The 26,040-nt window shown below is 60.6% G+C and carries 29 protein-coding genes and 1 pseudogene; 17 read left to right on the top strand and 13 right to left on the bottom strand.

Features of this window, described 5'->3' with window-relative positions:
- The first annotated feature begins 34 nt into the window (after positions 1-34).
- The 5 genes from HNQ71_RS09395 to HNQ71_RS09375 all read left to right on the top strand — a co-directional run bounded on the left by HNQ71_RS09395 (position 35) and on the right by HNQ71_RS09375 (position 2,570).
- Positions 35-394 (top strand): hypothetical protein, encoded by a 360-nt coding sequence (locus HNQ71_RS09395; RefSeq protein WP_210333856.1) that lies wholly within the window; start codon positions 35-37, stop codon positions 392-394.
- Positions 395-414: 20 nt separating this feature from the next.
- A complete protein-coding gene (locus HNQ71_RS09390; protein WP_184872344.1) occupies positions 415-996 on the top strand; it encodes a MotA/TolQ/ExbB proton channel family protein in 582 nt (193 codons plus the stop codon).
- Positions 989-1,579 carry a hypothetical protein gene (locus HNQ71_RS09385; RefSeq protein ID WP_184872343.1) on the top strand — a complete coding sequence of 197 codons (591 nt, stop codon included), beginning with the start codon at positions 989-991 and terminating at the stop codon, positions 1,577-1,579. The genes HNQ71_RS09390 and HNQ71_RS09385 overlap by 8 nt, the downstream gene beginning before the upstream one ends.
- Positions 1,576-2,073, top strand: coding sequence for a hypothetical protein (locus HNQ71_RS09380; RefSeq protein WP_184872342.1), 498 nt, complete (start codon positions 1,576-1,578; stop codon positions 2,071-2,073). The genes HNQ71_RS09385 and HNQ71_RS09380 overlap by 4 nt, the downstream gene beginning before the upstream one ends.
- Before the next feature lie 86 nt (positions 2,074-2,159).
- A complete protein-coding gene (locus HNQ71_RS09375) occupies positions 2,160-2,570 on the top strand; it encodes a magnesium transporter CorA family protein (protein ID WP_184872341.1) in 411 nt (136 codons plus the stop codon).
- 251 nt (positions 2,571-2,821) lie between these two features.
- On the opposite strand, the gene HNQ71_RS09370 is transcribed toward HNQ71_RS09375, so the two are convergent.
- Both HNQ71_RS09370 and HNQ71_RS09365 read right to left on the bottom strand, forming a co-directional pair.
- A complete protein-coding gene (locus HNQ71_RS09370) occupies positions 2,822-3,046 on the bottom strand; it encodes a hypothetical protein (RefSeq protein WP_184872340.1) in 225 nt (74 codons plus the stop codon).
- A gap of 677 nt (positions 3,047-3,723) precedes the next feature.
- Positions 3,724-4,080: a septal ring lytic transglycosylase RlpA family protein gene (locus tag HNQ71_RS09365; RefSeq protein ID WP_184873298.1), complete on the bottom strand. Its 357-nt coding sequence runs from the start codon at positions 4,078-4,080 to the stop codon at positions 3,724-3,726.
- A gap of 83 nt (positions 4,081-4,163) precedes the next feature.
- On the opposite strand from HNQ71_RS09365, the gene HNQ71_RS35660 reads away from it, so the two are divergent.
- Positions 4,164-4,301, top strand: coding sequence for an nSTAND1 domain-containing NTPase (locus tag HNQ71_RS35660; protein WP_343068118.1), 138 nt, complete (start codon positions 4,164-4,166; stop codon positions 4,299-4,301).
- Positions 4,302-4,345: 44 nt separating this feature from the next.
- Here the strand turns inward: HNQ71_RS35660 and HNQ71_RS09360 are convergent, their stop codons facing one another.
- Both HNQ71_RS09360 and HNQ71_RS09355 read right to left on the bottom strand, forming a co-directional pair.
- Positions 4,346-4,885, bottom strand: a complete 540-nt coding sequence (locus tag HNQ71_RS09360; RefSeq protein ID WP_184872339.1) for a pirin family protein — start codon at positions 4,883-4,885, stop codon at positions 4,346-4,348.
- A 17-nt stretch (positions 4,886-4,902) separates the two neighbouring features.
- Positions 4,903-5,538: an FMN-dependent NADH-azoreductase gene (locus HNQ71_RS09355; protein WP_184872338.1), complete on the bottom strand. Its 636-nt coding sequence runs from the start codon at positions 5,536-5,538 to the stop codon at positions 4,903-4,905.
- 128 nt (positions 5,539-5,666) lie between these two features.
- Between HNQ71_RS09355 and HNQ71_RS09350 the strand changes: the two genes are divergently transcribed.
- Entirely contained in the window at positions 5,667-6,563 is an 897-nt protein-coding gene (locus HNQ71_RS09350) for a LysR substrate-binding domain-containing protein (protein ID WP_184872337.1), read from the top strand.
- Between the two features lie 56 nt (positions 6,564-6,619).
- On the opposite strand, the gene HNQ71_RS09345 is transcribed toward HNQ71_RS09350, so the two are convergent.
- The 3 genes from HNQ71_RS09345 to HNQ71_RS09335 form a co-directional block, all read right to left on the bottom strand.
- Positions 6,620-6,802: a hypothetical protein gene (locus HNQ71_RS09345; protein ID WP_184872336.1), complete on the bottom strand. Its 183-nt coding sequence runs from the start codon at positions 6,800-6,802 to the stop codon at positions 6,620-6,622.
- A 280-nt stretch (positions 6,803-7,082) separates the two neighbouring features.
- Positions 7,083-7,520, bottom strand: coding sequence for a hypothetical protein (locus HNQ71_RS09340; protein WP_343068117.1), 438 nt, complete (start codon positions 7,518-7,520; stop codon positions 7,083-7,085).
- Positions 7,517-7,951, bottom strand: a complete 435-nt coding sequence (locus HNQ71_RS09335) for an efflux RND transporter periplasmic adaptor subunit (RefSeq protein WP_184872335.1) — start codon at positions 7,949-7,951, stop codon at positions 7,517-7,519. Before HNQ71_RS09335 ends, HNQ71_RS09340 begins: the two co-directional genes overlap by 4 nt.
- A 136-nt stretch (positions 7,952-8,087) precedes the next feature.
- Here HNQ71_RS09335 and HNQ71_RS09330 point away from each other — a divergent pair, with 136 nt between their 5' ends.
- The 4 genes from HNQ71_RS09330 to HNQ71_RS09315 all read left to right on the top strand — a co-directional run bounded on the left by HNQ71_RS09330 (position 8,088) and on the right by HNQ71_RS09315 (position 12,266).
- Positions 8,088-8,735 (top strand): TetR family transcriptional regulator, encoded by a 648-nt coding sequence (locus tag HNQ71_RS09330; RefSeq protein WP_184872334.1) that lies wholly within the window; start codon positions 8,088-8,090, stop codon positions 8,733-8,735.
- A gap of 651 nt (positions 8,736-9,386) precedes the next feature.
- Complete coding sequence (locus tag HNQ71_RS09325; protein ID WP_184872333.1) at positions 9,387-10,559, top strand: patatin-like phospholipase family protein; 1,173 nt, start codon at positions 9,387-9,389, stop codon at positions 10,557-10,559.
- A gap of 107 nt (positions 10,560-10,666) precedes the next feature.
- Entirely contained in the window at positions 10,667-11,452 is a 786-nt protein-coding gene (locus HNQ71_RS09320) for an acetoacetate decarboxylase (protein ID WP_184872332.1), read from the top strand.
- Positions 11,436-12,266, top strand: a complete 831-nt coding sequence (locus HNQ71_RS09315) for a 3-hydroxybutyrate dehydrogenase (protein ID WP_184872331.1) — start codon at positions 11,436-11,438, stop codon at positions 12,264-12,266. The genes HNQ71_RS09320 and HNQ71_RS09315 overlap by 17 nt, the downstream gene beginning before the upstream one ends.
- A gap of 73 nt (positions 12,267-12,339) precedes the next feature.
- On the opposite strand, the pseudogene HNQ71_RS34805 reads toward HNQ71_RS09315, so the two are convergent.
- The 4 genes and pseudogenes from HNQ71_RS34805 to HNQ71_RS09300 form a co-directional block, all read right to left on the bottom strand.
- Positions 12,340-12,434, bottom strand: a pseudogene (locus HNQ71_RS34805) (SOS response-associated peptidase); the annotation flags it as partial.
- Between the two features lie 1,149 nt (positions 12,435-13,583).
- Positions 13,584-14,204, bottom strand: a complete 621-nt coding sequence (locus HNQ71_RS09310; RefSeq protein WP_246461433.1) for a TetR/AcrR family transcriptional regulator — start codon at positions 14,202-14,204, stop codon at positions 13,584-13,586.
- Positions 14,205-14,337: 133 nt separating this feature from the next.
- Positions 14,338-15,558, bottom strand: coding sequence for an alpha/beta hydrolase (locus tag HNQ71_RS09305; protein WP_246461431.1), 1,221 nt, complete (start codon positions 15,556-15,558; stop codon positions 14,338-14,340).
- 244 nt (positions 15,559-15,802) lie between these two features.
- Entirely contained in the window at positions 15,803-16,450 is a 648-nt protein-coding gene (locus HNQ71_RS09300; protein ID WP_184872330.1) for a TetR family transcriptional regulator, read from the bottom strand.
- 1,251 nt (positions 16,451-17,701) lie between these two features.
- Here HNQ71_RS09300 and HNQ71_RS09295 point away from each other — a divergent pair.
- From HNQ71_RS09295 to HNQ71_RS09270, 6 genes are all read left to right on the top strand, one after another.
- Positions 17,702-18,772 (top strand): efflux RND transporter periplasmic adaptor subunit, encoded by a 1,071-nt coding sequence (locus tag HNQ71_RS09295; RefSeq protein WP_184872329.1) that lies wholly within the window; start codon positions 17,702-17,704, stop codon positions 18,770-18,772.
- A complete protein-coding gene (locus tag HNQ71_RS09290) occupies positions 18,769-21,861 on the top strand; it encodes an efflux RND transporter permease subunit (protein ID WP_184872328.1) in 3,093 nt (1,030 codons plus the stop codon). Before HNQ71_RS09295 ends, HNQ71_RS09290 begins: the two co-directional genes overlap by 4 nt.
- Positions 21,862-21,959: 98 nt before the next feature.
- Positions 21,960-22,922, top strand: a complete 963-nt coding sequence (locus HNQ71_RS09285; protein WP_184872327.1) for a tetratricopeptide repeat protein — start codon at positions 21,960-21,962, stop codon at positions 22,920-22,922.
- A complete protein-coding gene (locus HNQ71_RS09280) occupies positions 22,919-23,104 on the top strand; it encodes a hypothetical protein (RefSeq protein ID WP_184872326.1) in 186 nt (61 codons plus the stop codon). Before HNQ71_RS09285 ends, HNQ71_RS09280 begins: the two co-directional genes overlap by 4 nt.
- Positions 23,101-23,313, top strand: a complete 213-nt coding sequence (locus HNQ71_RS09275) for a hypothetical protein (RefSeq protein WP_184872325.1) — start codon at positions 23,101-23,103, stop codon at positions 23,311-23,313. The genes HNQ71_RS09280 and HNQ71_RS09275 overlap by 4 nt, the downstream gene beginning before the upstream one ends.
- Before the next feature lie 561 nt (positions 23,314-23,874).
- Entirely contained in the window at positions 23,875-24,102 is a 228-nt protein-coding gene (locus tag HNQ71_RS09270) for a hypothetical protein (protein ID WP_184872324.1), read from the top strand.
- A gap of 317 nt (positions 24,103-24,419) precedes the next feature.
- Here HNQ71_RS09270 and HNQ71_RS09265 read toward each other — a convergent pair whose 3' ends face one another.
- Together HNQ71_RS09265 and HNQ71_RS09260 are read right to left on the bottom strand one after the other, a co-directional pair.
- Positions 24,420-24,716, bottom strand: coding sequence for an EthD family reductase (locus tag HNQ71_RS09265; protein WP_210333855.1), 297 nt, complete (start codon positions 24,714-24,716; stop codon positions 24,420-24,422).
- Positions 24,717-25,227: 511 nt separating this feature from the next.
- A complete protein-coding gene (locus HNQ71_RS09260) occupies positions 25,228-25,842 on the bottom strand; it encodes a TetR/AcrR family transcriptional regulator (protein ID WP_184872323.1) in 615 nt (204 codons plus the stop codon).
- Positions 25,843-26,040 lie beyond the last annotated feature (198 nt).

Raw genomic sequence — 26,040 nt, 5'->3', positions numbered from 1 at the left:
GAGAGGCCTGCCTTCGTACAACTCGGAGGTCCCGATGTCCAACCAAGCTTTCAAACAGGTTAAGTCACGCTTTGAGCTGACGCGCACCAAGGTGATGGGCGCGGCACTCATACTGGTCGCCATCTCCACTCTACCGGTGGCGGCGGAGACCGGATCGCCTCCCTGCGCCCCGCGGCCAGAACTCCTGAAGCAACTTTCCAGTCGATTCAAGGAAGCGCCCGTTGCCCTCGGTCTGGCCAAGAACGGCTCGGTCATTGAAGTGCTGACCAGCGACGACGGCGAGACATGGACGATCCTGATCAGCCAGCCGAACGGCCCAAGCTGCCTCGTCGCGTCCGGCGAAGGCTGGGAAGAATTGAAGCGGGTCGGCGCCAAAGGCGAGCGCGGCGCCTGATCACGTAGAAGGAGGCCAACATGGTTGATACCTATTCCCTGGCAAGTGCGCCGCGACAGAAGTTGCGGTCCATCGTTAGCCCGGTCGCCCCGAAGCTGGTTCGAGAGCAGCCAGAAGACTCGGCGTCGCAAGCCGCTGTCCGCAAGCCGTGGGACACGCGCTCTGACGATATGAGCGGGGCACCGCTCGCGTTCCTGTCGCGGTTCATCGTTCTTCAGGCGATCGGCGCCGCCGGAATCGCCGGCCTGTGGGCCGTCGGCATTGCCGGCAAACCGTTTGCCGGCAACAACGCGTTTCTATGCTGGTTGATCGCAGCCATCGGCGCCCTGGGCATTCTGTGCGTCTTCTTCCGACGCTGGCGCGATGTCGATTGGCTGGCGACCCATGTGGTGCGGATCGGGCTGCTCGGAACCGTGGTTGGGCTGATCGTCGCGTTCTCGGCAGCGCGCGCCGGCGGCTCGGCCGACCCCAATGCAATCCGTTCGATGATCGGGTCGGTGATCGACGGCATGTATGTCGCGCTCTATGCGACGCTGCTCGGCATAGCCACGAACCTGTGGCTCAAGATCAATCTTCGCCTGCTGGGCAATTTCGATGGATGAGGAAACTCTTACTGTCTGGCTCGACACCGCTCTCTTGATGCTCGGCGGCTTCGTCCTCATGACCACGCTCATGATGACGGTGATGAACCCGCCTGCCAAGGCGAGCGAGACCGATGGCGTCACGGCGCCCGGTAACGTCACCGTCGAGACGCAGTGGCCCGACAAGCTCGACGCCGATGTCGATCTGTGGGTCCAGGCGCCCGGCGATGTGCCGGTCGGCTACTCCAACAAGAGCGGCAAGGTGTTCGATCTGCTGCGCGACGACCTCGGCATGGCGCAGGACATGACCGACTCCAACCATGAGGTCGCCTATTCGCGAGGAGCTCCCGCGGGCGAATACGTCGTCAATGTTCACATGTATCGCGGTGTGAACGTCACATATCCCGTCCCTGTGAAGGTAATCGTCAGCGTAAAGCCCGATACCGCCAAGTCGTCAGCGCCGCTGGCCACAACGACGGTCCAGCTGCGCAAGCCCAACCAGGAGCTTACCGCCGTGAGATTCAAGCTCGATTCGACTGGCCAACTGGTGCCAGGCAGCATCAACAGCATCTTCAAACCCCTACGCGTGGCGGCCTCCCAATGATGATCGCTCCCGTCATCTTCGCTCTGCTGCTCGGCGCGTTCATCTTCGTCATCCTGCCGCATGCAGGTTTTGTCCGCCGCACCCTCTCGGTCGGCATCTTCCTGGCGCTGATCACCGTCGTCTATGTCGGCGCCAGCGAGCTTCTTGGCCGTCCCAAGCCCCTGACGCTCGAGTGGCGTGACACGGCAAAGGGCCAAGTGGTGGGCGCCGTGCCGGTTGAGAACCAAGCCATCTACGTATGGCTCACCACGCCCGGCTCGACTGAGCCGCGCTTCTATGTGCTGCCATGGAGCCAGCAAGCCGCGCAACAGTTGCAAGATGCGATGGGTAAGGCGGAAGCCGACGGCACTGGGGTAGAGATGAAGATGCAGGCCACCGACGCCGGTCTCGATACACGCGAGCCGATGTTCTACGCACGGCCGCAACCGGCCCTGCCGACAAAGGACTATCAGCGCGGCGTGCGCCCCCTTGTCTATACGCAGCCGGGGTCGTGAAGCGTGATGGGTAAACGCAAACAGAATGGAGCGCGCCTTCGAGTTCGCGCTCACGGTCGCTCATTTGGTTTGACCGCGCCCCTCCGATGTTGAGCGTCTATCCGCAAAGCAAAACTTCTGAATCAAAGACGCAAGCAATCTGGTTTGATCTGCGCGACCCCGATCCGACAGAACTCACAGAAGTCCAGAAGCTGACTGGCGTCGCGGTGCCGAGCCGCGAATGCCTTGCCGAGATCGAAAGCTCAAGCCGGCTCAAAGCACGCGACGGCGTGCTTTCCATGAGCGTTCCGATGGTTATGCATGTCGAAGGCGGGGTGCCGCAGGTTGCACCTTTCGGGTTCGTACTTTCGCGCGAGCGCTTGATTACCGTTCGCTTCGCTGCGTTGCCGGCCTTCGACGCGGTCGCCGGGCGGTTCGACGGTTCCGGTCGCCGCCCCGCCCCCCAGTCTGGAGGTGCTCGTCGATCTTTGCGACGAGATCGTCGACCGCCTCGCTGATAACCTGGAGCAGCCCGCGACCGAACTGCGCACCCTGTCGACAACCGCCTTCCACGTACCGGACAGCGGGGGCCGCAAAGCAATCCACTCCAACCGGGTCGTTCGGGGCCAACCGCGCCACGTTGATCGACTGGGGGACTATCTCTCGGAGAAGCGTGACGTCTTGCAGGGCCTGGTGCGTGCCGTCGATTTCGTGAGTGAAATGACTGCGGACTGGGGCGGTGGACAAATGATGTCGCGAATGAACGGTCTCAGGCGGCGAATGTTACGGCGAGCTGCTCGAAGGACCGTATCGAGCCGCTCACCCGGCAGACCATGCCGGGCGAAGTGAGCCCGTCAGGATCTGCCTTGCGCGCGCCTTGCCGGGTCGTGAGCGATCCTTGCGAGCGCATCGACGCTTGCCAAGCCGGTTTCGGGCTGGGTGCCCGGTCGTGCCGCGTCCAGTCCGGCGATATCGACACCGTGATCCATTCCATACTCTCTCGTCGTGGCCGAGCATCGCCCGGCGCGCTGTATCGCCGAAGCAAATAAGAAAACCCGCTACCGGAGGAGAGCGTTGGCAGCGGGTTTCTTTTATTAGCTAACCTCAGACAGGGAGGATGCGTGGCTAGCTTGGCGCCGACCATACCTGTGCAAGTAGATGGCCGACACGTAGAAAACTACCGACGGCGAGGCCATTCAACAATTGCACAAGGGTATTACCGTCATACGCGAAGGTGCTAGGGGCCTACGCAAAGATTTGTTTCCGGCGCCCGATGTTGCATGCCTGTTGCATGAACTGAGGCGCCAGAGCCTTACGACTCTGAAACGACGAAGACCTGATATCCTCATGATTAAGGGCAGATCACTTTCGCTTTTGACTGTCGCCAAGCGGCGAGGATTTATTCGGCCTGCATCCACACACTCGGACACTTTGGGCTCTGTATCCACGCCCAATCAACCATCATTCGGTCGAAGTCGTAGACGTCGTTGGTCATGTTATCCATGACCTGCGAGTTTGGTCCATACGAGTTGAATTTGCCTGGTACGCCGAGCTTCGCTTGCGGTCTCCGACCGGCGAGCTTGCCGTATTGCGCCAAAAAAGGCGGCAGTCCTGCCGGCAGGCGGGCGGATGCCTCGGCTGAGGACGCCTCTAGCCATCCGGATTGGCTCGTTATATCCGAGCCAAACGCGCTGAAGACGGCGTAGGAAGCATGCAAACTGAAGTGCGGCCAGGGTTTAAAAAGCCAAGTTGACACGCGGCTGCCTTGGACAGGTCTATCATCCTGCTTTTCACGAATGGTCCGCGGTCGTTGATGCGGACGACGACAGATCTTCCGTTCTGCCGATTGATCACCTTCAACGTCGTGCCGAACGGCAATGTGCGGTGTGCTGCCGTCATAAGGGCCGGGTTCATGCGCTCGCCGGAAGCCGTGTTCGAATGTAGTGCATACCAGGATGCGCTGCCGCACTGGGAGGATACGCCTTCAATAGGCAAACCTAGAACGTGCCGCTCGCCTCGGAGGAGCAGGTCACGTCGCCTTTTCGAGGTCTCAACCCCTTCGAGCAAGAAAACCCTGACCTCTTCTTCGGGCTCGAGCCACTGCTGCCTGCTTGGAACGTTGGAGCAGCAGGCTGTCAAAGGCAAGGCTACTCATTTATGGGATGAGCGGCTCCGGTAAACCTTCTCTCCTTCGAGCCGGGCTGCTGCCTTCCATGCCGCGCCATCCCCAATCGTGCCGCCCCGCGTGATCAGGGCCTCGGGGTAGATCACGAACGACACGACGAGCGCAGGTTCAACGGCCCGAAGGACCAACTCGGCCGGATCGGTCGTCAATCCGCTCTCGGCCTGGTCGAACCGCATGCCCGACGAACGGAGCAGCGCCACCTTCGGGACCGACGAGATGCCGCCACCAGTTGGGCTCGGGAGTCGCCAGCGATCCATGCTGGATGCGAGGCTCCAGATCAAGCGTGTGCGGCCGCACGAAGATCTGCAACATCCGAAGCGGCGGGTCACCGGCGAGCGTGCGCTCCTCGTGCCAGAAGCTGCGGCCCGCATTCATGACCATGAGGTGGTCCGGGTCGGTGATGAGGTTGCCCGTCGTGCGGTCATCGTGCCGCATGACGCCATGGGGCACATAGGAGATGATCTCGTCCTGCACGTGCTCGTGCATCGTGATCCAAGTGTCGGGAGCCATGAACGACTCGGCAATCAGCGCGAGTGGGCCATAACCATGGTCAGGATGGCCGGGGATGTTGAGCCCCGGCATGGCAGCGTGGACGACGAACATGCCCTGGTCGATCACCATGGGGGCTCTTTCGGCCTTGTAGCGCATGCCTTTCCTCCTGAACCTCAGGCTGCTAGCGAAGTAACGAACAGGCGCTCGATCTGCTCATGCGCCGAGATCATCGCTTGTTCCACGGCCTCAGGTCCCATGTTGGTGCCTTCGGCGCGAACGATGGCCACGTCAGTGATGCCCGTGAACCCGAGCACACCACGCAGGTAGGCCTCCTGGTGGTCGAGGGCGGCCTCCAGGGGCGTGCCGGCGTACATCCCACCACGCGAGGAGGCGATCACGACGCGCTTGCCCCCGGCGAGCCCCACCGGGCCGGATTCGGTGTACTTGAAGGTGCGGCCGGCCTGAGCGATGCGATCGATCCAGGCCTTGAGCGGTGTGGGCAGGCTGAAGTTGTACATGGGCGCCCCGATCACGACCGCGTCGGCGGCGAGGAACTCCTCGACCAGATCGTCCGAGAAAGCAATCTGCACCCGCTCCTCATCACTCAGGCCCGTCAGGTCGCGGGAGCGCATGGCCATCATCACTCGCCCCGTCAGGTGGGCCGGGGGCGCGGCCGCCAGATCGCGATAGGTGACCCGAACGTGAAGATCGGCCTGCTGCCAGGCGCTCACAATGGAGGCGGTCAGCTTGCGCGAGGTGGAAAAGTCGCCGAGGGCGCTAGAGTCAATATGAAGAAGCGTTTTGGTCATGGTAATCCTCCGGGACTGGCCCAATTGGCCGTCCTTTCTGTCCCACTGAACATAACCGTCGAACGACGTTGCCATTAGGAGGCCTCCATGGCACTCACTGTTCCAACAATGGAACGACGGTGGCGGCTATGCAGGATCTCAACGACCTCTATTTCTTCGCCAAGGTGGTGGAGCACAAGGGCTTCGCGCCCGCCAGCCGGGCGCTCGGCATTCCAAAGTCAACCCTGAGCCGGCGCGTGTCGCTTCTGGAGGAGCGGCTGGGCGTGCGGCTGCTTCAGCGCTCGACCCGCCGCTTCGCTGTGACCGAGATTGGGCAGGGCTACTATCGGCATTGCCTCGCCGTGGTGACGGAGGCCGAGGCGGCGCAGGAGGCAGTCGAGCGCGTCCAAGCCGAGCCGCAGGGACTCATTCGGGTGAGTTGCCCGATGGTGCTCAGCCTGACCACCGTGGCACCGCTGGTTTCGCGCTTCCTCGCAGAGCATCCGCGTGTGAAGATCCACTACGAGGTGACGAATCGGCGCGTGGACGTGATCGAGGAGGGCTTCGACGTGGCGCTCCGGGTCCGAATGCCGCCGTTGGAGAGTTCGGATCTGGTCATGAAAGTGCTGGGAGAAAGTACCTTGCTGCTGGCAGGGAGCCCGGCGCTACTCGACCGGCTGGGCCGCCCCCTATTACCTGCCGACCTGACGCGCTTCGAGAGCCTGGGCTTCAGCTTGGCCGGCCGCGAGCACGCATGGCGGCTGACGGGGCCGGACGGAACGGTGGAATCGGTGCCCCACCAGCCGCGACTGACCACCGACGAGATGATGACTTTGCGCCAGGCCGCGCTGGACGGTGTCGGCATCGTGCAACTGCCGGACTACATCCTGGCGGGGGACATCGCTTGCGGGAACCTGGAGGTGTTGCTGCCCGACTGGTTACCACCGAGGGGCATCATCCATGCAGTCTTTCCGTCCCGCCGCGGCCTCCTGCCCGCCGTGCGCCGTTTCATCGATTTCCTTGCGGTCAAGATGAGGGAACCTTGACGCGCTGCCTCTTGACGACCTTGGTGGGACTACATGGCCTAGGTAGAGTGCGCAACCTACTCTCGCCATTGGATCCGGTCTGAGAGGGCATCCGCCACTGCCGGCGCGCCATCCTCGTGGATCCGAGCGAGCCTGGCGGCCCGCTCCATCCGCTCCAGGCGGGAGAGATAGGAATCGAACTCGAGCGGCAGTGCCTGGTCCTCCAGGGTGCGAAAGCGCGCGAGGTCTTCGGGCTTCATGGTGAAGAAAGCGAGAAAGCGGGGTATGTGGCGCGCTCTTCGTGTTTGCAGAACGGCATACAAGCGTAAACTAGAGGGTGGTCGAAGTCACGCACCTGCGCGTTCGACATGTACTGTGCAGACACACCGTCGCGAGGGTAAGCTGCGATGCAGGCTGTAAGTTGGCTGGCGCACAGGGCGTTAAGCAGGGTTTCCCGGAGCCCAGGGGTTCGCATCGGGCCGCAGATGCCAAGCAGGCCGATACAGTGCTTGAACAACCTCGTCGCCGTAGTCTTTCATCCTACCGCAAGTAGGTGAGCTCCAGCCGGCAAGATTCCGCAAAGCTGCGAAGGATGTCATGGCCAGCGATCTCGGACTTGAGCGTTTCCAGAGCAGACGAAGGGGCCTCGTAGGCTTTGACGATGCTTGACAGGACAGCCTCAGCAGCCTCGATCGTGACTGGCTTGGCAAAGAGGCGGAGCTTGTTGATGGTGGCGTACATCGGAACCAGCTTGGCCGGGTCGTCCAGGCGTTCCTGGACCACGCCGTCAGCATAGGCCTTCGATGCCTGATCAATGAACTCGGCGAATAGCCGCTCGCGGCGCGACCCTTCCTTATCGAGCCGTTGGTTGCGATCTTGATGATTTTGCGTGAGCCAAGTGGTGGCGAATGATGCCATAGCGCCAATGGCGGAGCCCGAGAGCGCGGATACGGCCGAGAGAGTCGCTGCGTCCATCATGGGAGTGTCCTCGGGGTCTTCAGCTGGTCCCTGACATTGGGAGCAGTTGAGAAGGAGTCGCCAGGTGAGCTCCTGGTTAACGTCATCGGACCTCCTGGGTCGTGATGCCGTGATGCGGCAGCGGCCACTTCAGCCGGACGAGGTTCGCTGATCCTGAACCAGGCGACATACAGAGCCGGGACGATGTCGCCAGGTTGAACGACCTGCCCAACAACGGCTTTACGGCTGATGACTCTGCCATCGATACGGAAGGCTAGATTTTCCTCGGTCCGCGCGCGGACATGGCCGGTGAGCGATATAGGCTCCCCTTCAGCGCTGGCGGCGGCAACAACGGTTCGGACCGGCCGAATGTCGGGCGGCGGCGGTGCGGATGCGCCGATGCTCACGAACAGAACCAAACCCAGCGAAGCATAAACGATAGCGGATTTCATGACCGACCTCTTGGTTTGCTGTCAGGCCTGATGAAAAGCTGAAGCATGGACAATTCGAGCTTGCTTATATACATTCTTGTATGTATGTAAAGAGGCGTCGCCGTGAATGATGTAAAAAGGGCAGAAGGACTGAATTATGAGGCGGACTAAGGCCGAGGCCGAACAGACCCGCGAGGCGGTTTTAGCCGCCGCAATCGATGTCTTCCTCAAGCGCGGCGTGACCCGCGGTACCCTTGAACAGATCGCTAGTGCCGCAGGGGTAACCCGTGGGGCCATCTACTGGCATTTTCGCGACAAGCTGGAGATATTCACCGCGCTGGAGCGGCGAGCCAACGTGCCAAACGAGGAGCTCGGTGACCGCCTCAAGGCCCGCCTCGCCTCCGAAACTAAGCTTGATCCGCTGGCCGAACTGGCGGGCGCTATAGGCGAAGGGCTGCAGTCGTTCGAAATCCATCCCGAACGTCCCCGCATTCTAGCGGTGCTGTGGCTCCGGTGCGAATATTCCGACGACATGCTGCCCGTCGTTGCGCGCCAGCGGGATGCGGACCTTGCGCTGCAGCAATGGTTCGAATCCGTCATCGGACTGGCCGCCGCGCGTGGCCGGCTCGCACGCGCATTGTCGCCAGCAATGGCGGCGCGCTCGCTTCTTCTATTGGTCAATGGATCGGTTCTTGATTGGCTCCGGGGGCCCGGAGAGTTTGAGCTCACAGCCGGCACGATGCCGATGGTGACAGGGTTTCTCGAGGCAATCAGTGCGAAAAGATCGTCAGGACGGCAGAAGTAATGTCCGCTTTGATCAACCGCCCTCAGGGGGTGATATGAGAACGGCTCCATGGCTCGTGGTCGCACGGCCCGTGCCCGTGCGCAGCCTCAGCAGCTGTCGCCTTGGTGTGTTGCTTGGTCTCGACAACGCAGTTTCCAATCAAATTCGTGCACACGAATTGTTTCCGCTGCTTGATCGTCGACCCGTACACATGAAGCAAGTTGGCCGGGATGAGATTGGGAAGTTCTCTTTCGCGAACCCGGTGTTCTGGAGAATCGAACAGCAAGATCGCAGCGCAGTGCTTAAATGTCGGACGGAAACTTTTGGCGTTCGATAGGAGCTTGACGCCAACTGAAACCAGAGCATGGACGCCGAATGCAGTACAAGCAGCCGACCACAGTGCCCGAGCGGATGCGCAGCCATTGTTGAAGTCAAGGACGCGTGAACAAGCGCCGAACCTCGTCATCGTGGGCGTTGTTACCGGGCTAGTGCTGGCCACCCGATTGGGAGATACGCTGGGCCGTCGCGGCAGAGGGCTAGCCACCCTGATCGACCGCAGATGGTTCCACGTCTGGAAGCCAATGGCTTCACACTTTGCTGCTGACGTGCCTCGTCTGGGCTAGCTCATTCATCGTGGCAGCCCGCCGTTTTTAAAAGGAAGGATCAGCAACCTTGAATGTGCAATCCCAGAAGAAATTCGGAACAGCGGAGTCGCGTCTCCCTTTCGAATGCGTTGCGTTGGTGCTGCAAGGCGGTGGGGCACTTGGAGCTTACCAGGCTGGCGTTTACGAAGCCCTTGCGGAAGCCGGCATTCATCCGGATTGGGTTGCCGGCGTCTCCATTGGCGCCATCAACTCCGCGATCATCGCTGGAAACGAGCCGGCCGAACGGGTTGCGAAGCTGCGGACCTTCTGGCGCGAGATCACTGCCAATCCGCTTCTCGACTGGACTGCCGCCACAGACGTTCTCGCTCCGAAGGGCAATCTGCCGCGCGCACTCTTCAATCAATTCAGTGCAGCCTGCGCGCTCGTCGCCGGGGCCCCAGGCTTCTTTAGCCTGCGGCAGCCCGCGCCCTGGCTGCACTCGGATGGCTCGCTCCAAGGTACAAGCTTCTACGACACCAGCCGCCTGAAGAGCACTCTGGAGCGGCTAGTGGACTTCGACCGGATCAACGCGGGCGGCATGCGTTTCAGTGTCGGCGCGGTGAACGTGCGGACAGGAAATCTCGTCTACTTCGACAATGAGACGCATACGATCCGGCCCGAGCACGTGATGGCCAGCGGCTCGCTTCCGCCTGGCTTCCCTGCTGTCGAGATCGAGGGCGAGCTCTACTGGGACGGCGGCCTCGTTTCCAACACGCCGCTGCAGTGGGTCGTCGAGCACGGGACGCGGCAAGACACGATTGCCTTCCAGGTCGACCTGTGGAGCGCGCGCGGTGAGGTTCCCAGCAACCTGGCCGACGTCGCGGCGCGGCAAAAAGACATCCAGTATTCGAGCCGCTCGCGCGCCCATACCGACCAGTTCAAGCAGTACCAGCGCGCCCGGCACGCTCTCGCCAGCCTGCTTTCGAAGCTGCCGGCCGACTTGCTTGCCAGCGAAGAGGCAAGAATGCTGGGCGGGATTGCAGACCACAAGGTCTACAAGCTTGTGCACCTCATCTACCGCGCAAAACAGTATGAAACCCACTCGAAGGACTACGAATTCTCACGGCTGGCCATGGAAGAGCATTGGCGGGCTGGTTACTTCGATGCCGTGCGCACGTTGCGCCATCCTGAGGCACTGAGTCGGCCAGACAATCTGGACGGAGTGAGCACGTATGACCTTGCTGTCGACGGGCGGGAATAGGGGTCAGCCGCCGCAAAAACCCGACTGACGTCCGCCTGCCCGTCGCGAGCGAGACCCCAGCTCCTCCTGAACGCAAGTGAGCCGCTCGATCCAAAGGAATTTCACCCATGCACCAAGACACCGTCCGGGCGAAGGCTTTCGCCATGCCCCTGACCAGCCCGGCCTATCCGGCCGGGCCATATCGCTTCCGAAACCGGGAGTATCTGATCATCACCTATCGTACCGATCCGCAGAAGCTGCGCGACCTGGTGCCGGAGCCGCTTCAGGTCGTCGAGCCGCTCGTGAAATTCGAGTTCATCCGCATGCCGGACTCGACCGGTTTTGGCGACTACACCGAAAGCGGGCAGGTCATCCCAGTCTCGTTTGGCGGACGCAAGGGCAGTTACACCCATTGTATGTTCCTCAACGATCACCCGCCGATTGCCGGCGGACGTGAGCTTTGGGGCTTTCCGAAGAAGCTTGCGAGTCCGACTCTTCGGACCGAGACCGACACTCTGGTGGGCACGCTCAACTACGGCCCGGTCCGCGTCGCGACGGGCACCATGGGCTACAAGCACCGAGCCGCCGACCTCGCGAGCGTGAAGGCCTCGCTCGCCGAACCGAACTTCCTCCTCAAAATCATCCCGCATGTCGACGGCACGCCGCGCATCTGCGAGCTCGTGGAGTACCACCTGGAGGAAATCAATCTGCAGGGGGCCTGGACCGGCCCGGCAGCCCTGAACCTCTGGTCCCACGCACTGGCCCCGGTCGCCGAGCTGCCGGTCCTGGAAATTGTCTCGGCCATACACATCGTCGCCGACCTGACGCTCGCGCTCGGCAAGGTCGTGCATGACTATCTCGCAGAAGCCGAGCCTCGCCATCGGAAAGGAAGAATCCATGAACTTGCAGACTGAGATCTCATCGAACAAGCGCGCCGATGGAGCCGGCGGACGGCTCCTGGACAAGGTGGCGGTGATCACTGGAGCCGCGAGCGGCATCGGCAAGGAGATTGCGCTCAGCTTCGCCCGTGAGGGAGCAAAGGTGGTCATCGCGGATCTCGATCAGACCGCGGCGGAAAAAGCCGCGTTCGAGATCGATCCGATGGGCAAGCGTGCGCTCGGGGTTGGCATGGATGTCAGCAGCGAGGAGCAGGTGGAAAGCGGAATGGCGAAGGCGATCGAAGTCTTCGGGCGCCTCGACATCCTGGTCAGCAACGCCGGCGTCCAGATCGTGGCGCCGATCGTGGAGTTCGAGTTCGCGAAATGGCGGAAGCTGCTTTCCATCCACCTCGATGGGGCTTTCCTGACGACCCGTGCAGCCTTGCGGCAGATGTACAGCCAGAACAGCGGCTGCATCATCTATATGGGATCCGTGCATTCCAAGGAGGCGTCGCCGCTCAAGGCTCCTTACGTCACCGCCAAGCACGGCCTCGTTGGCCTGGCGAAGGTCGTGGCGAAGGAGGGGGCCGCGCACGGCGTGCGCGCCAACGTGATATGCCCCGGGTTTGTCCTGACGCCGCTCGTCGAGAAGCAGATTCCCGAACAGGCTCGCGAGCTTGGGATCTCCGAGGCGGACGTGATCAAGACCATGATGCTGAAAGAGACGGTCGACGGCGAGTTCACGACCGTCCAGGACGTGGCGGAAGCAGCGCTGTTCCTCGCAGCCTTCCCATCGAACGCGCTGACCGGCCAGTCGATGGTGGTCAGCCACGGATGGTTCATGCAGTAGCGGGTTCGGAGAAGCGCGCCTTATCGCGCGCGATCTCCCACCTTCTGAAGGATCAATCTCCGCAACTCGTCATACGATTGTGGATCGGCGCTACGTCTGGCCCGGTTCCGTCGTTAGCATCGTGAACGTAGGTGGTTTGTTGCCTTCGCCATCGCGCCACAGGCCGGCGGAAGTTGAAGATTGGCCCGCCTTTGGGACCGCAACCATGCCGATTAAGACTCCTGAGGTGGATATGCTTGCAAACGGCTAGCGATTTTCGCGCGGCCGAACGTTGGCTATTGCCTCCGCAAGGTGCGAGCTGTGGCGAGAGGTCCCAACAACTCCGGAACCGTTTCAGACCACGATGAATTCCCTAGGTCGAGATCGTCGTGCGCGTAAGTACAGTGGCCAGTTCGCCATGATGTTTCATATGGTGTCGTGAAAGGCCGTGGCCATTCGTACGGCAGCCGCGCCGCAGCGTGTGTTCCGCGCCCATGCCAGCGAGCTAGCTCGATAGCGCAGTGATTCGGCTCTACAATCCGAGACATAAGCCGACAGAACAAGCACTCGGGCCATCGCTCGCCTATGCGAGCGCACAACGTTTGGCCTCGCGGGCCGCCTGACATACGGTTCAAGCCGCGCGAAAGGTTGCCAAAGATTGTCATTAGCTCATCCACGGAATTGCTGACGACGCGTGATCGGGGTTTGAGATGAAGGCGAGCAAGTCGGCGTTCACCCGATACTGGTGCGTGGCTGGCGATGCCGTGCCGCGTCCCGGAGGCGGGAAAGTTTTGCTTTCGGCTCGTGCCTGAAGCATCGAGAGGCCGTTCGGCTGCAAGTGCGGCGCGTAAGCCGGCCAACAAGACGTCGCGGGCTCGGCCGACGGAAAAAAATCCATCCTTGTTCATGGTATCCATCCAAAGTGCGTGGCTTTGAACATCGGGCTCACCATCACGATCATCGGGTCGACCTGCACGGTCGCATTCGGGGAGGGGCGAGCGAAGAAGCGCGCGACACTCGATGACCGTGATGGCTTGCGAGGAAGAAACTGCGCCGATCCGGGCCGCAAATCTATTCTACACAACGTCTGTGATGCGATACACATCGTCGGTGATGCGATACCAACGTGTAGGAACGCAGAGAGATGTGCCCGATCGAGACAGGCAAGTTCTCATAGACGCAAGTCCGCTTGGATCGGGGCGCGACCAACGCGGCGCGGCAGGGGCCAAACACGTCGCGTGAAAAAGTTCATCGGCAGATCTGGAGCAAATCAAGCGCGCGATTGGCAGGACGCCCCAAATGCAGCCACGTGAAAAACCGCAGAGCACAACGCCGCACTCACGTGGCATGCATTCTTCCCAACGCTTCAACTGCAAAGGAAACGAGTTGATGAGCTGAGAGCTCGCAGTCCCTGGAAGGCAGTGTCCAGGTAAGTCTGGGGTCCCATAAGACGAGGATTGAGGCGCAAAAGCAGGAAGCGGCCGCCCCAACATCCGTCGGTGGGAACTCCCTCGTTCCGATGCCGGCACGAATAAGCCTTCCCACCTGACCGTGAAGCCGATTTCGATGGTGTCTGAATGATTGCCAATTGCCATTTGCAGCAAGGACGATCAGTTTAAACATTTGGTGGTCACTGTGAAATGCCTGCAGCTTCAGCCGATGTTGTGCAAGCACAGTTTCTTTCAGGCGGTCTCGCGCGGTCACCGGTTCGCTGTCGGCCAACCGGGTAATGCAGAGATCGTTTTCGAAGAAGTTCGCAGCAATGGCATCCCACATCGCTGCCTTGGAAGGGAATATTCTGTACAAGCTCGCTGGGGATTTCCCGAGCAGTCGGGCAATGTCTGCGACGTTTGTTTTCGAAGGCCCGTAGAGGCGGCATGCTGCCATGCCAGCTTCGATGATCGGCCACTTTTCATCCGCCGAAGGCTCGTTCCTCGTTGTCGACGTAAGGTCCATCATTCCATCTCAACACTCTCGAGATCTGTTTCGGCCCCCTTGTCTTTTCGAGGCTCGGGAAAGCGTCCGGCGCAATCCACGGGCGCCGGAGAGTCCGACTTCATCACATAACCTTTGGTGTGAAAGCGCCTCGCAATCAGTAGGAAATCTGCCCGTCCACTATCTGCCCCCCGTCCGGGGAAAGCTCGCGCTTCAAGATTTCGCGAGCCTTCGGGCTGATGACCGAGGCTGGAGCAGCAACGGCCAGACGCGCTGCTGTCCCGGCGAAATTGGCGGCGCTCACCCCAAACCGGTCCGCAATGCTGACCTCTCCCCCGGCTAGGCTCTGCCCTGCCAGCCGCTTTCCAAGGAGGCGCACTATATCCGGGGTGTCGGCAAAAGCGTTGTGGCCGAGCGGATCGCTAGACGTGATCGCGCTCGTGTCGATGACCGAAACGCCAAGTTCTTTGAGCACGGGAGCATACGGCGTGGGATCGGTTCCGCCGACGCGACCGACTCCTCCCGAGAGCAAGCTTGAGACTTGCAGAGCCTTGTCATTGGTTGATGTTAAGATTGTGAAATGCGGCCGCCTCGGCCCCATTTCGATGAATTGGCGCCGGAATACGTCGATGTCGATATCCGGCGACGCGAGAACCACATTCCTGACTTTGGCCGGGATCGTCTTGTTGCGCATGGCGATGTCGCGGAGTGCCTCGGCAGTAAGCCACGCGCCCATTGAGTGGGCCAGGATCGTTACGTCGGCCACATCTGGACTCTTCGTTGCCTGAAGGATCAGGTCCTCCAAAGCATGACGCGAATAATTGGTGCTTTCCTTGTCGTAGAGATAGTCGAACACATCGCCACGCGAGGGCCAGGTGAAGAGTATCGGCTCTGCATCCGTCCCCGCGTCATGAACGATTTGAGCAAAGCGTAAGACGGCATCGGCGTACGTATTGTTGAAACCATGGACGAAAATGAGCACTTGCCGCTTGCCGTTGCGATTCTTGCGAACCCATTCGAGAAGCTGCTGCTCCGATGCGACTTTTCCGACGTCGAGTACGGCAAACTCCTTCTCGGGATCAGCTCTGTCGAGCAAAGGCAACTGGACCTTTCCAATCGTGCGGTTCCGATCCGGCGGAATGGAGACGACTATTCTGTTGAGGGAGATCGCCGTTCCGCGATCGCCAGTATAGAGTTGGCCGGGATTGCGGGACGGCTTGCGCGTCGTCGCGACCAGCATATCCACCTGGCTTGCATCGCTGGCGGCAAGGGCCAGGGGCTGAAAGACGTGTTCGGCTCGAGTGGCGCAGCCGGTCAGCGGACAGAGGATCGCAGGGACGAGGAGAAACCGCCTGGACGGGACGCGAAGGCCCGCCATCGCCTTATGCAGAAGTCCTATCCATCGGAGGGGTCCCAAATTCATCAGTACGCCTCGGATCATCTAGATTGCTTTCAGCGCGGTTTGCATGGCAGGCAGTCCACAACCACGCGACATGGAGTGGGCACTGGGAAAAATCATGTCCCCGAATCGATGCCGGGCCGCTTGAGCAGGCGCGGCCGCGAGCGACATCGCCGTATGCGGCCTCAACTCGTGTCCCCCTCGTCAGGTGCATCGCAGGCGGTCATCGCCGCTGCCTTGGGCGCGCCGGCGCTCTGATTGCTTCGAGGAATCCGATCACCATCGGCGTGGTGCTGGCTGTGAGTTCAAATTTTGCGGGCGCGCGTAGCCAGTCGAGAACCGACCCATTAACCAATAGAAGGAGCGCGCGCGCCGCCAATTCCGGTGACAAGGCGGGCGCGAGTAGCCCACGCTCAGCGGCCTGTCCGATTACGGACTCAAACACATTCTGCAGCGCGATGTCCGCATCTCGCTGGCGCGCAACAACCGGCTGCATGTCGTCGGAATATTCGCACCGGAGCCACAGAATCGTTAGGATCCGGGAACGTTCGGGATCGGTTTCGAACGCCCGCAGGCCCTGGCCGATAGCGCTAGCCAGCTCACCCAACGGATCAAGTCTAGGGTCAGCTACGAGGCGAGTCTTCAAACGGTCGCCGAGTTCCTCGTTCGGCGCGTTGGCCCGCCTTTCCAGCGCCATAAATATCTCTTGCTTGTCGTGGAAATGCCAGTAGATGGCCCCGCGGGTCACGCTTGCGGCACTAGCGATCTGTTCAAGGGTAGCACGGGTTACGCCGCGCTCAAGGAAGACATCGATTGCGGCGGCTAAAACCGCCTCGCGTGTCTGTTCGGCCTCGGCCTTAGTGCGTCTCATAAATCATTCCTTCCGCGGCGTCCTTTTACATACATTCTTGATTTCTTCGTTATATATACATACACGAATGTATATTGGCAAGACCGCATAGGCAAGCCGTCACAAGCCATTGCCTAAGCGGCCTGTCGTGACGATATTTGGTGTCGCGTTGCTCGGCTCTCGCGTTAGGCCGCTCGTCAGATGCCCAGAAATATCGGAGCGTCCGTCGATGCGCGGAGTGCCATGGTTTTATCACTCCAGCCGGCCGTGTGCGGCCGCGTCCTGACAAAGCTGACCGTGACCCTCAGAATACATCATAATATACTCGTCCATATTGGATGATCGTTTCTCGATCACGCCGTGTTGGCAGCCAGCATATACTTTGGTATCGCGCAGCAGGCTCAGTGGATTGCTCAGCCAAACGCTCACCCGGCCAGTTCAGTGCCCGCCGGATGGCTAGTGCCAGCGGATGCAATTCCAGTGAGGTTCAGGCTGCCGGATGAAGCAGGCGAAAGTGGTGCCACGACCGGATCGAGGTGCCAAGTGGCCGAGCTAGTAGTCGTTTGCCGACGTAGCAGGGAGGCTGATGACAAGGCCCTGAAAGCGCTTGTGCGCGGAGTTTCTATCGCAAGCGGCAGGCTGTGCTCGACCTTCGAGCGGCTCGCTCCTCGACCGTGGTGCAGTTCATGGAAAAAGTGCCGAAAAGTTAAGATGTCTATACCGCAGAATAATAGCGGGCGGAGTTGCCCAGGAGTTAACAATGCTCCCCACCGAAAAGTATTCCCGAACGGCTTGAGGCCTCTGTCTGGCGACAGTCAGGCAACTTAGGAAATTCTGGGTGGCGAACTCTCGACAACCAACACGCCCCGACTAGGCACCCGGTTGTGTGGTTGACCTGCAATGTTTGGCTGTTTGTGATTGACCACGCAACGACAGGCGAGGAATTGGGCGATGGGAGCCTGCTCTCTGCTTACAAAATACCTGTCGACGGTGCGGGAGTTCGTGGCACCGCGTTACAGGCGGAACTCCGCTACCTGCACTGCCTTAGGCCCGCCTTTAGCTAGGCGCGCTAGCTTGGTCGAACTGCCTCGGCCAAACGGCACGGGTCTGTTCGGCTGTGGTCTTAGTGCGCCTCATAACTCCATTCCATCCGCTCTTTTTTACATACATTCACGACGAACCCTATTTACATACATACAAGAATGTATATAAGGCTCGAATTCTCCAGGCTGTAGCCATTCATCGGGCCTGACAGCAAACAAGAGGTCGGTCATGAAATCCGTTATCGTTTGTGCTTCGTTGGGCTTGGTTCTGTTCGTGTGCGTCGGAGCATCCGCACCGCCGCCGCCAGACATCCGACCGGTCCGAACTGTTGTCGCCGCCGCCAGCGCCGAAGGGGAACCCGTCTCGCTCACCGGCCATGTCCGCTCGCGGACCGAGGAAAACCTGGCTTTCCGCATCGATGGCAGGATGATCGCCCGTCAAGTCAATGTCGGCCAGGTCGTCCAGCCGGGCGACGTCATCGCCAAAATCGATCCGCAGCCACAGCAGGACAGCTTACGCGCCGCAGAGGCCCAGAATCAGGCGGCGCAAGCGGCCCTCCACGAAGCCGCCAACACTCTGGAACGTCAGACATCTCTCCTGCAGCAGGGCTTTACCACCAAGGCCCAGTTCGATGCTGCCGAGAGAGCGCATCTCAGCGCCAAGGCCGAGGTCGATTCCACGGCGGCAGCGTTGCACTCGGCCGAAGACCAGTTCGGCTACACCAAATTGGTGGCGGATTCCTCGGGCGCGGTGATCGCCACCGGCGCCGAGGCCGGAGAAGTTGTAAGAGCGGGCCAGACGATCGTCACGGTGGCGCATGACGACGGCGCGGACGCCGTGTTCGACGTGCCGGCAAGTCTTATGCGCCAGGTCTCTCCCGACGCATTGATCGAAATCGCGTTGACCGATGATCCGTCCGTCCATGCGGTTGGCCACGTGCGGGAGGTGGCGCCTCAGGCCGATCCGGTCACCCGCAGCTATCAGGTCAAAGTCGGACTGACCGAGTGGCCGAAAGCCATGCGCCTCGGTGCTACGGTGACCGGCCTTGCCCGTATGCAGGTAGCCGGCGGTATCGAGCTGCCGGCAACCGCGCTGACGACTACGGATGACCGGCCGGCCGTGTGGATTGTCGATGTCAAAACGCAGCAGGTCTCCCTTCGAGCCGTTGAATTGCAGCGCCAGGACTCATCCAGCATCGTGGTAACTCGTGGAGTTGAGAAAGGCGAAATCGTGGTGACCGCGGGCGTGCATGCGCTTCGGCCTGGCCAGAACGTCCGCCTGTTGGGAGCCGCTCAATGAACCGCTTCAATCTCTCCGCCTGGGCCATCGCTCATCGTTCGGTCGTCTACTACCTGATGCTGGCGATTCTCGTCCTTGGCATAGGCGCCTATATGCAACTGGGCCGCAACGAGGATCCCGCGTTCACCATCAAGACCATGGTGGTGCAGGCAAGATGGCCGGGTGCGACCCTCGACGATACGCTACACCAGGTTACCGAGCGCTTGGAGCGCAAGCTCCAGGAGACGCCGCATCTCGACTACCTGAAGAGCTACACCAAGGCCGGAGAATCGACGGTCTTCGTGTATCTGAAGGGTTCCACGGCTCCGAAAACGGTCACCGATACCTGGTATCAGGTGCGCAAGAAGGTGCATGACATCGAGCTGACTTTGCCGCAGGGCGTGATCGGCCCGGTCGCTGATGATGAGTTCGGCGATACCTATGGCATCATCTATGGTTTCACCGCCGACGGGTTCTCCAATCGCGAATTGCGCGACTACGTGGAAGACATTCGTTCGAGACTCTTGCAGGTGCCCGATGTCGCCAAGGTCAATTTGATCGGCGCCCAGCCTGAACGCATCTACATCGAGTTCTCGCCTCAAAAGCTCGCCGGCTACGGCCTGACGGCCGACACCCTGACGACGGCATTGCAGGCTCAGAACGTTGTGGTTCCCTCCGGCGAAATTGTTACCGATCAGGAAGGGGTCAAACTGCAGGTAAGCGGTGCGCTGAAGTCCGAGAAGGATATCCTCGCGGTCAATTTCGCCGTCGGTGATCGCATAATCCGCCTCGCCGACATCGCTCAGGTGCGACGCGAGGACGCCAACCCGCCGGACCCGATTTTCCGCATCAACGGGAAGCCCGGCTTGGGCCTCGGGATCTCCATGCGCGAGGGCGGCGACGTGCTGGCGCTCGGCCACAACATCGAGGAGACGATACAGGAACTGAAGAAGGATTTGCCGGTGGGCATCGAACCCACCATGGTCGCCGATCAGCCTGAGACGGTCCACCACGCAATTGGCGAGTTCATGGAAGCACTAGTGGAGGCGATCGCTATCGTGCTCATTGTGAGCGTTTTGAGCCTCGGCTTCCGCGCCGGCTCCGTCGTCGCTATCTCTATCCCGCTGGTCCTCGCAGCCGTTTTCGCGGCGATGATGGTCTTGGGCATCGACCTGCAACGCATCTCGCTCGGCGCCCTCATCATCGCTCTCGGCCTGTTGGTGGACGATGCCATGATCACCGTCGAGACGATGGTGAGCCGTCTGGAGCGCGGCGACGACAAGCCGACGGCGGCCGTCTTCGCCTACGCCTCGACCGCAATGCCGCGGCTTACAGGGACGCTGGTCACCGTTGCGGGCTTCGTGCCCGTTGGCTTCGCGCGCAGCAGCGCAGGCGAATACACGTTCTCGCTGTTTGCCGTGGTGGCACTATCTCTGCTCGCGTCGTGGGTGGTGTCGGGCCTCTTTGCGCCGGTGATCGGCGTTGCGCTTTTGGCTCAGCCCAAGCATACCCATAGTGAAGTGCTGAGCGCCCCCATGCGCCTATTCAAGCGCTTCCTGCTGGCTGCGATGCGGGCCAAGTGGATCACCATCCTTGTAACGGCAGGCCTGTTCGCGGCAGCCCTGGCCGGGACCCGCCTCATCCCGGAGCAGTTCTTTCCCTCCTCCGATCGGCCCGAGCTCCTAGTGGATTTGAAGCTGCAGGACAATGCCTCGATCCTGGCGACACGCGACGTGGTGCAACAGTTCGACGAGATTGTTGCCGCCGATCCGGATGTCGAGCATTTCTCGACTTATGTCGGTCAGGGTGCCATCCGCTTCTATCTGCCGCTCGACGTGGCCCTGGCCAATCCCTTCTTCGCGCAGTCCGTCATCGTGACGAAGGGCCTTAAGGAACGCGAGCAGGTGCGCGCGCGCCTTGAGAAGGCCTTGGCAACGCGTTTCCCGCAGGTCGTTGCGCGAGTCAATCCGCTGGAGCTCGGGCCCCCCGTGGGCTGGCCGGTGAAATACCGAGTGGACGGGCCGGACCCCGAGCAGGTTCGCAAGATTGCCATGCAGCTTGCCAATGTAGTGGGCAAGACTGCGGGCGTGCGCAACGTCAACTTCGACTGGGTCGAGCCCTCTCGGGTCATGCGTATCCACGTCGACCAGGATCAGGCGAGGCAGTTGGGGCTCAGTTCCGCGGTGGTGGCGACCGCGCTCAACGCCGTCGTGTCCGGCACGACAGTGACACAGGTTCGCGACGACATTTACCTGATCGACGTCGTCACACGCGCCGAACAGACACAGCGAACGTCTCTTGAGTCGCTTCGCTCGCTGCAGATACCTCTGCCGGGCGGGCAGGTGGTTCCCCTCAGGCAGATCGCAAGCTTCGACTATTCCCAGGAATACCCAATCGTCTGGCGGCGCGATCGTGTGCCAACCCTGACCGTGCAGGCCGACGTGATGCCGGGCGTGCTGCCATCCACGGCGGTCAAGGCCATTCAGCCACAACTCGACACATTCGCTGCGACACTTCCAAGCGGCTATCATATCGCGACCGGAGGTTCAGTGGAGGAGAGCGGCAAGTCCCAAGCTTCGGTCATGGCCGTGCTGCCGGCCATGGGGCTTTTGGTGCTGACCATCCTGATGTTCCAGCTCCAGAGCTTCCAGCGCATGTTCCTGGTGTTGAGCGTTGCACCACTCGGCATGATCGGCGTGGTGGCGGCCTTGCTCCTGGCGCAGGCTCCGCTCGGCTTCGTCGCGATCCTCGGCGTGCTGGCGCTGACCGGCATGATCGCGCGCAACTCGGTCATCCTGATCGATCAGATCGAGACCGAAAGGGGGACCGGCAAACACCCATGGGAGGCCGTGGTGACAGCTACGATCCACCGGACGCGTCCCATCCTGCTCACGGCAGCTGCCGCCACGCTCGGCATGGTGCCCATCGCGCCGACTGTCTTCTGGGGCCCAATGGCCTTCGCGATCATCGGCGGCCTCCTCGTCGCGACGGTGCTGACTCTGATCTTCCTGCCGGCTCTATATGTCGCCTGGTTCCGGATCAGAGAACCCGGTCAGGCTTCGGTCGCCGCTGAGACTGCAGAGACAGGAAACCTTGTGCTGCAGGCATAGTAGAACGGCGAGCCACGGAGGGCACCGTAGCTCGCCATCGCCTTCGACGCTGTTCAAGACGGGGCTCGGAAGCCTGAAGTCGCGCTTCTAGGTGGCAAATGTTTGAAGCTCTGGAACTGCAGACGACCGACGGCGAAATTGCTGTCATCAATTTGGAGAGCGCGCGCCGGCGATCGTGGAATCGCTTCTTTGCAGATCCGCTGCGGGAAGGGGTCGCGGAGACCGTGGTCGAACACGAGCAGTTGACGGCGCAGTTCGTTGGCGACGTGCAAGCGCTGGATCGGCTTGAGGCCTTGGTGGGGCAACTCGCCCAAGTCGAGGCGGCTTCGGCACGCACTGCATTGATCCAGGCCCAGGTGGCTTCGATGATGCATCGCTTTGCGGAGGCGAGGCACTTCCTCGCTCGAGCCGACATCGGCGGAGCCCTGTCAACTGATGTCAATCGCATGCTTTTGAATGTCGATCAGGCGTGCGGCGCGAATCTGGACAAGGTGTTGGATGAGCGACGCGAGACCGCACGACAATCCGGTCGAATAGAAGATCTGGTGGCGCTGGGTGCGCTGCTGGCGGATTTACGCGAATTCACCGACGCCGATCGCATTTATGGGCAAGCGTTGGAGGTCTATCGGGACGTCTCGCCATTCCCGGTGGCCTGGGTTTGCTTTCAGCTGGGCATGCTTTGGGGAGAACTCATTCCTGAGCCCGAAATCGACCGCGCGGCGCATTGGTATCGGACAGCCATAGGCTACTTGCCGAGCTACACCAAAGCACGCGTGCACTTGGCGGAAATATACTCGTCCAGCGGTCGAGCCGGGGATGCGGAGGCCCTACTGATCCCGGCCATCTCGGGCGGCGATCCCGAAGTGCGTTGGCGCCTCGCTGACGTGCTGGCTTTGCAGAAAAGATATGCCGAAGCAGAAGTGCAGATGCAGGCCGCCCAGTTTGGTTCGAGGCTCTTCTTGAACGGCACTTGCTCGCATATGCCGATCACGGTGCCGAGTTCTATGCCGGAAGCGGTAACAATTGGCGCCGAGCGCTCGACCTGGCGCGCGTCAACATGACGAACCGCCCGACGCTGCGCGCCTTCGAGCAGGCTCACGATATCGCATTGAACGCCGGCGATATGGAAGCCGCATCTCAAATCTTCGCAGAGGCCATGAAGCAATGGGGAAGCGCCACTCCTTTTCGGTCGTCGCGTCTCGCGAAGTCACATTCCGAGGAATGGGAAGGAGCAGCCGCATGATAATCGATCGCCGAGAGTTCATTGCCAGCGCAACCTTGGTTTTTGTTGCCCCGGCCATCCGTCAGTTGCCATCGCAACAAACTTTCTCCGCTGCAAGTCAAAGCGGGGTCGATTTCATGATCCATGGGTGGAGCGTTCAAGACGACTGCGCGGGAGCCAACCAGGTGTGGATCACCGTCAGTAATTCGTGGCGGGCCGCGTGGCGATGAAATTGCAATACCTGTGATGCCTAATCGGCCGGTCAAGGCTGGAACGGCGTGCTCAGAGCCGGATCCGCTTTGTCATCCAAGCAAGGAAAATTGTGAAGCCATCTTGCGGCGTTTCGGGCGAAGGATGGTCATTGTTGACAGACCGCGTCAACGCTATTCCTGACTCCCGAGCCCGGCTCCCCACGCCGCCAGTTCAGACCTAGGTATATGTTACCCATACGCATATTGTGTGCGGCTCAACCTCTGTACAATAGATCAGTTTCAGCTCTGGGAATATTGTTGCCTACAGCTCTGGGAATATTGTTGCCTACAAAACGAAGAACCTAGACTAGGGCACAACAAGGAGAAACGCCATGACCGCGCCAATCCACACTACGTCAATGCACGCTTTATTGAATGCTATCGGCCAGCAGCTGACTGACGACTATTTGCCGACGGTGCGAAAGCCGCTGCCAGGAGAGCTCAAAGATCTGGTTGCTCAACTCGTTGCGCTCGAAGCTAGTTCGCGAGGATCAACCGGGCCCGGCCGCACCGGTCGGGCTGAGATGAGCAGGTTTTCACATGAGCCAACTGCCGAACGTACAATTCGCCCGCCTGCTGCTCGAAAAGATAGCCGAGGCGATCCCCGAGATTGAGGTGAGCAACAGCTTCACCCTGGCAACGGCAGGCCAACTGATCACCATGGAGGACGCCATCTGGCCCGAGGCGCGTGTCGCCGTATGCAGTTCATCGAGAAGGTCTGGGAGGCCCGTCCCGGAAGATAAGGCCTTCCAGATGATTTGCGCCTGATCGCCTTCAACGGGCTGGTCATGATCAGCGGCCCGCCGGCCGGCGCGTGGCTCCCACGGCGTATCGCAGCCTGAGGCGGCATCCATCCAATTCTACTGCCATTCATCGCGGCCATTTAGCACTGCTGGCATCGTCAGCCTGCGTGGCCTGGCAATCACCCCCAACAGCCGCCAAGCACAGCTGACACTCGAAGCGGCTGTGAACAGGGTCACGCCCCAATCACTCTGAAGGACCGGGTTCGGACCGCCGAGGTAAGCGTGATAATCCCTCAAAGCTATATAGGCTGCCTTGGGCGCTAGATCGGGTCTGGCGCTCATTCAACCGCCGAGACTAGAATCGTCACCCCGCCGGTGGCAAAATTCGCGATCGGCAACGACCGCTTTTCCTTCGGGCGAACCCAATGCAGCGCCCAATGCCGTCTCGCTTTCGAACCAGGCCTCGAACATCCGATGGTAGGGCGGCTTGTCGCCAGTGGGCGTGCCCACAACTTTCGCTTTCTCATGGCGAAGGACACCAGACATCTTCGCCACGAGCGGCATGTGCGTCGCCGTATAGTAATTCTCGAATGCGGCCGGGTCAGTGGGATTGCCATATAGCACAGTGAGCTTGATCATCGTTCGCTCCCAAATTCGCTGCTGACGGTCCAATCAACATCCAACGGATGATGATCCCGAGGTCATACTACTGCCTTCGAGGGTCTCGGCAAACCGCGCATGATCCGCGCCTAACCGGCTACACGCGATCAAGTATGTTCATGCTTTGCCTTGAAGATGCTTGAACTTGATAGCGCTGCCATTGAGAATACCCTCGGCGACGAAAATGATCTGAGTGCGGCATGAGCGGACCAGCCGTCCGCCGGCCGATTAGCCGGCTGATCTGTAAGTCCGGATTGGCAGGAGCGGACTGTCGATGGTCTCCGTGACGCCCCGGTGTTACCCGGCCACCAACGGTATTTATGCCACGCATAGCGCGTTGCCTAACCCATTGGATAGCGAGCTCTAGAACTAACGCCCTCAGGCTTTCGACACAGTGTCTACTGCCATTCGTAGGCAGAGGTCGCCCAGTCGCAACACGTCGGCGGAAACTCCGGGAAAGCGTGAGAAAAGACGTTGCAAACTCCAATGGTTATTCCTCAGCGCAATAACTGGTTGCTCTCGTCATACCAAGGGCTCTCAGCACCGCCTCGACAGCTTGGCGTGTCAGTTCGGGTCGGGTGCCACGCTCGAGAATCCCACGAGTCACTTGCAGCCATATGCCCATTACGATGTCGACGGCGAGCTCCACGTCCTGCAGGCTCATCCGGCCCTGGACGAGTGCTTCGGCGATGTCCGCTTTGAGATTGGCGCGAACACCCCGGCCGAATTCAGTGGGGGACTGCGCGCTCTGAACGACAAGTCGCGCCCATCCGGTATCGGAACTCGCCTTTTCAAGGAATTGCGCAAACCCGAACGACAGACGGTCAATCGGATCCTTCAGCTCGATTCGACTAGGCGTCAGCAGCTCATCAAAGCTCTCCCCGAGGCGGGCGCCCACCGCGGCAGCCAGTTCATCGATGCTCTGAAAGTGATAGTAGAACGTACCCTTGGCGACGCCAGCTGCCTCGACCAGCGCATCTATCGTAAGGCCTTCAGGGGGCTTCTCCGCCAGCAGTGACGCACCGGCCTCCAGAATCTGCGCCCTAGTCCGGGCCCGCCGCTCGCGGCCAATCTCCGCCCTGCGCGCTAAATCGATCTTTGCCATTCCGTTATGTCCTTGTTGCATTGCAGCCTTGCGCCATTGTCATATTGACTATATAGTCGATTTGACTCAGTGGTTCAATATGAAAATTGACCGCCGAACCTTCACCGACGCCCTGACGTCGATTCAGGTCAGTCGATGGGCCAAAAGGGTAGCCGTTTATACGTCGGCATAATAGCGGGACCCGTTGCTGTGTTGTTT

The organism is Mesorhizobium sangaii, assembly GCF_014207355.1.
GTDB classification, from domain to species: Bacteria; Pseudomonadota; Alphaproteobacteria; order Rhizobiales; family Rhizobiaceae; genus Mesorhizobium; species Mesorhizobium sangaii.
The sequence above is the reverse complement of the archived record's forward strand: the minus strand, read 5'-3'. Positions and strand labels throughout refer to the sequence as shown.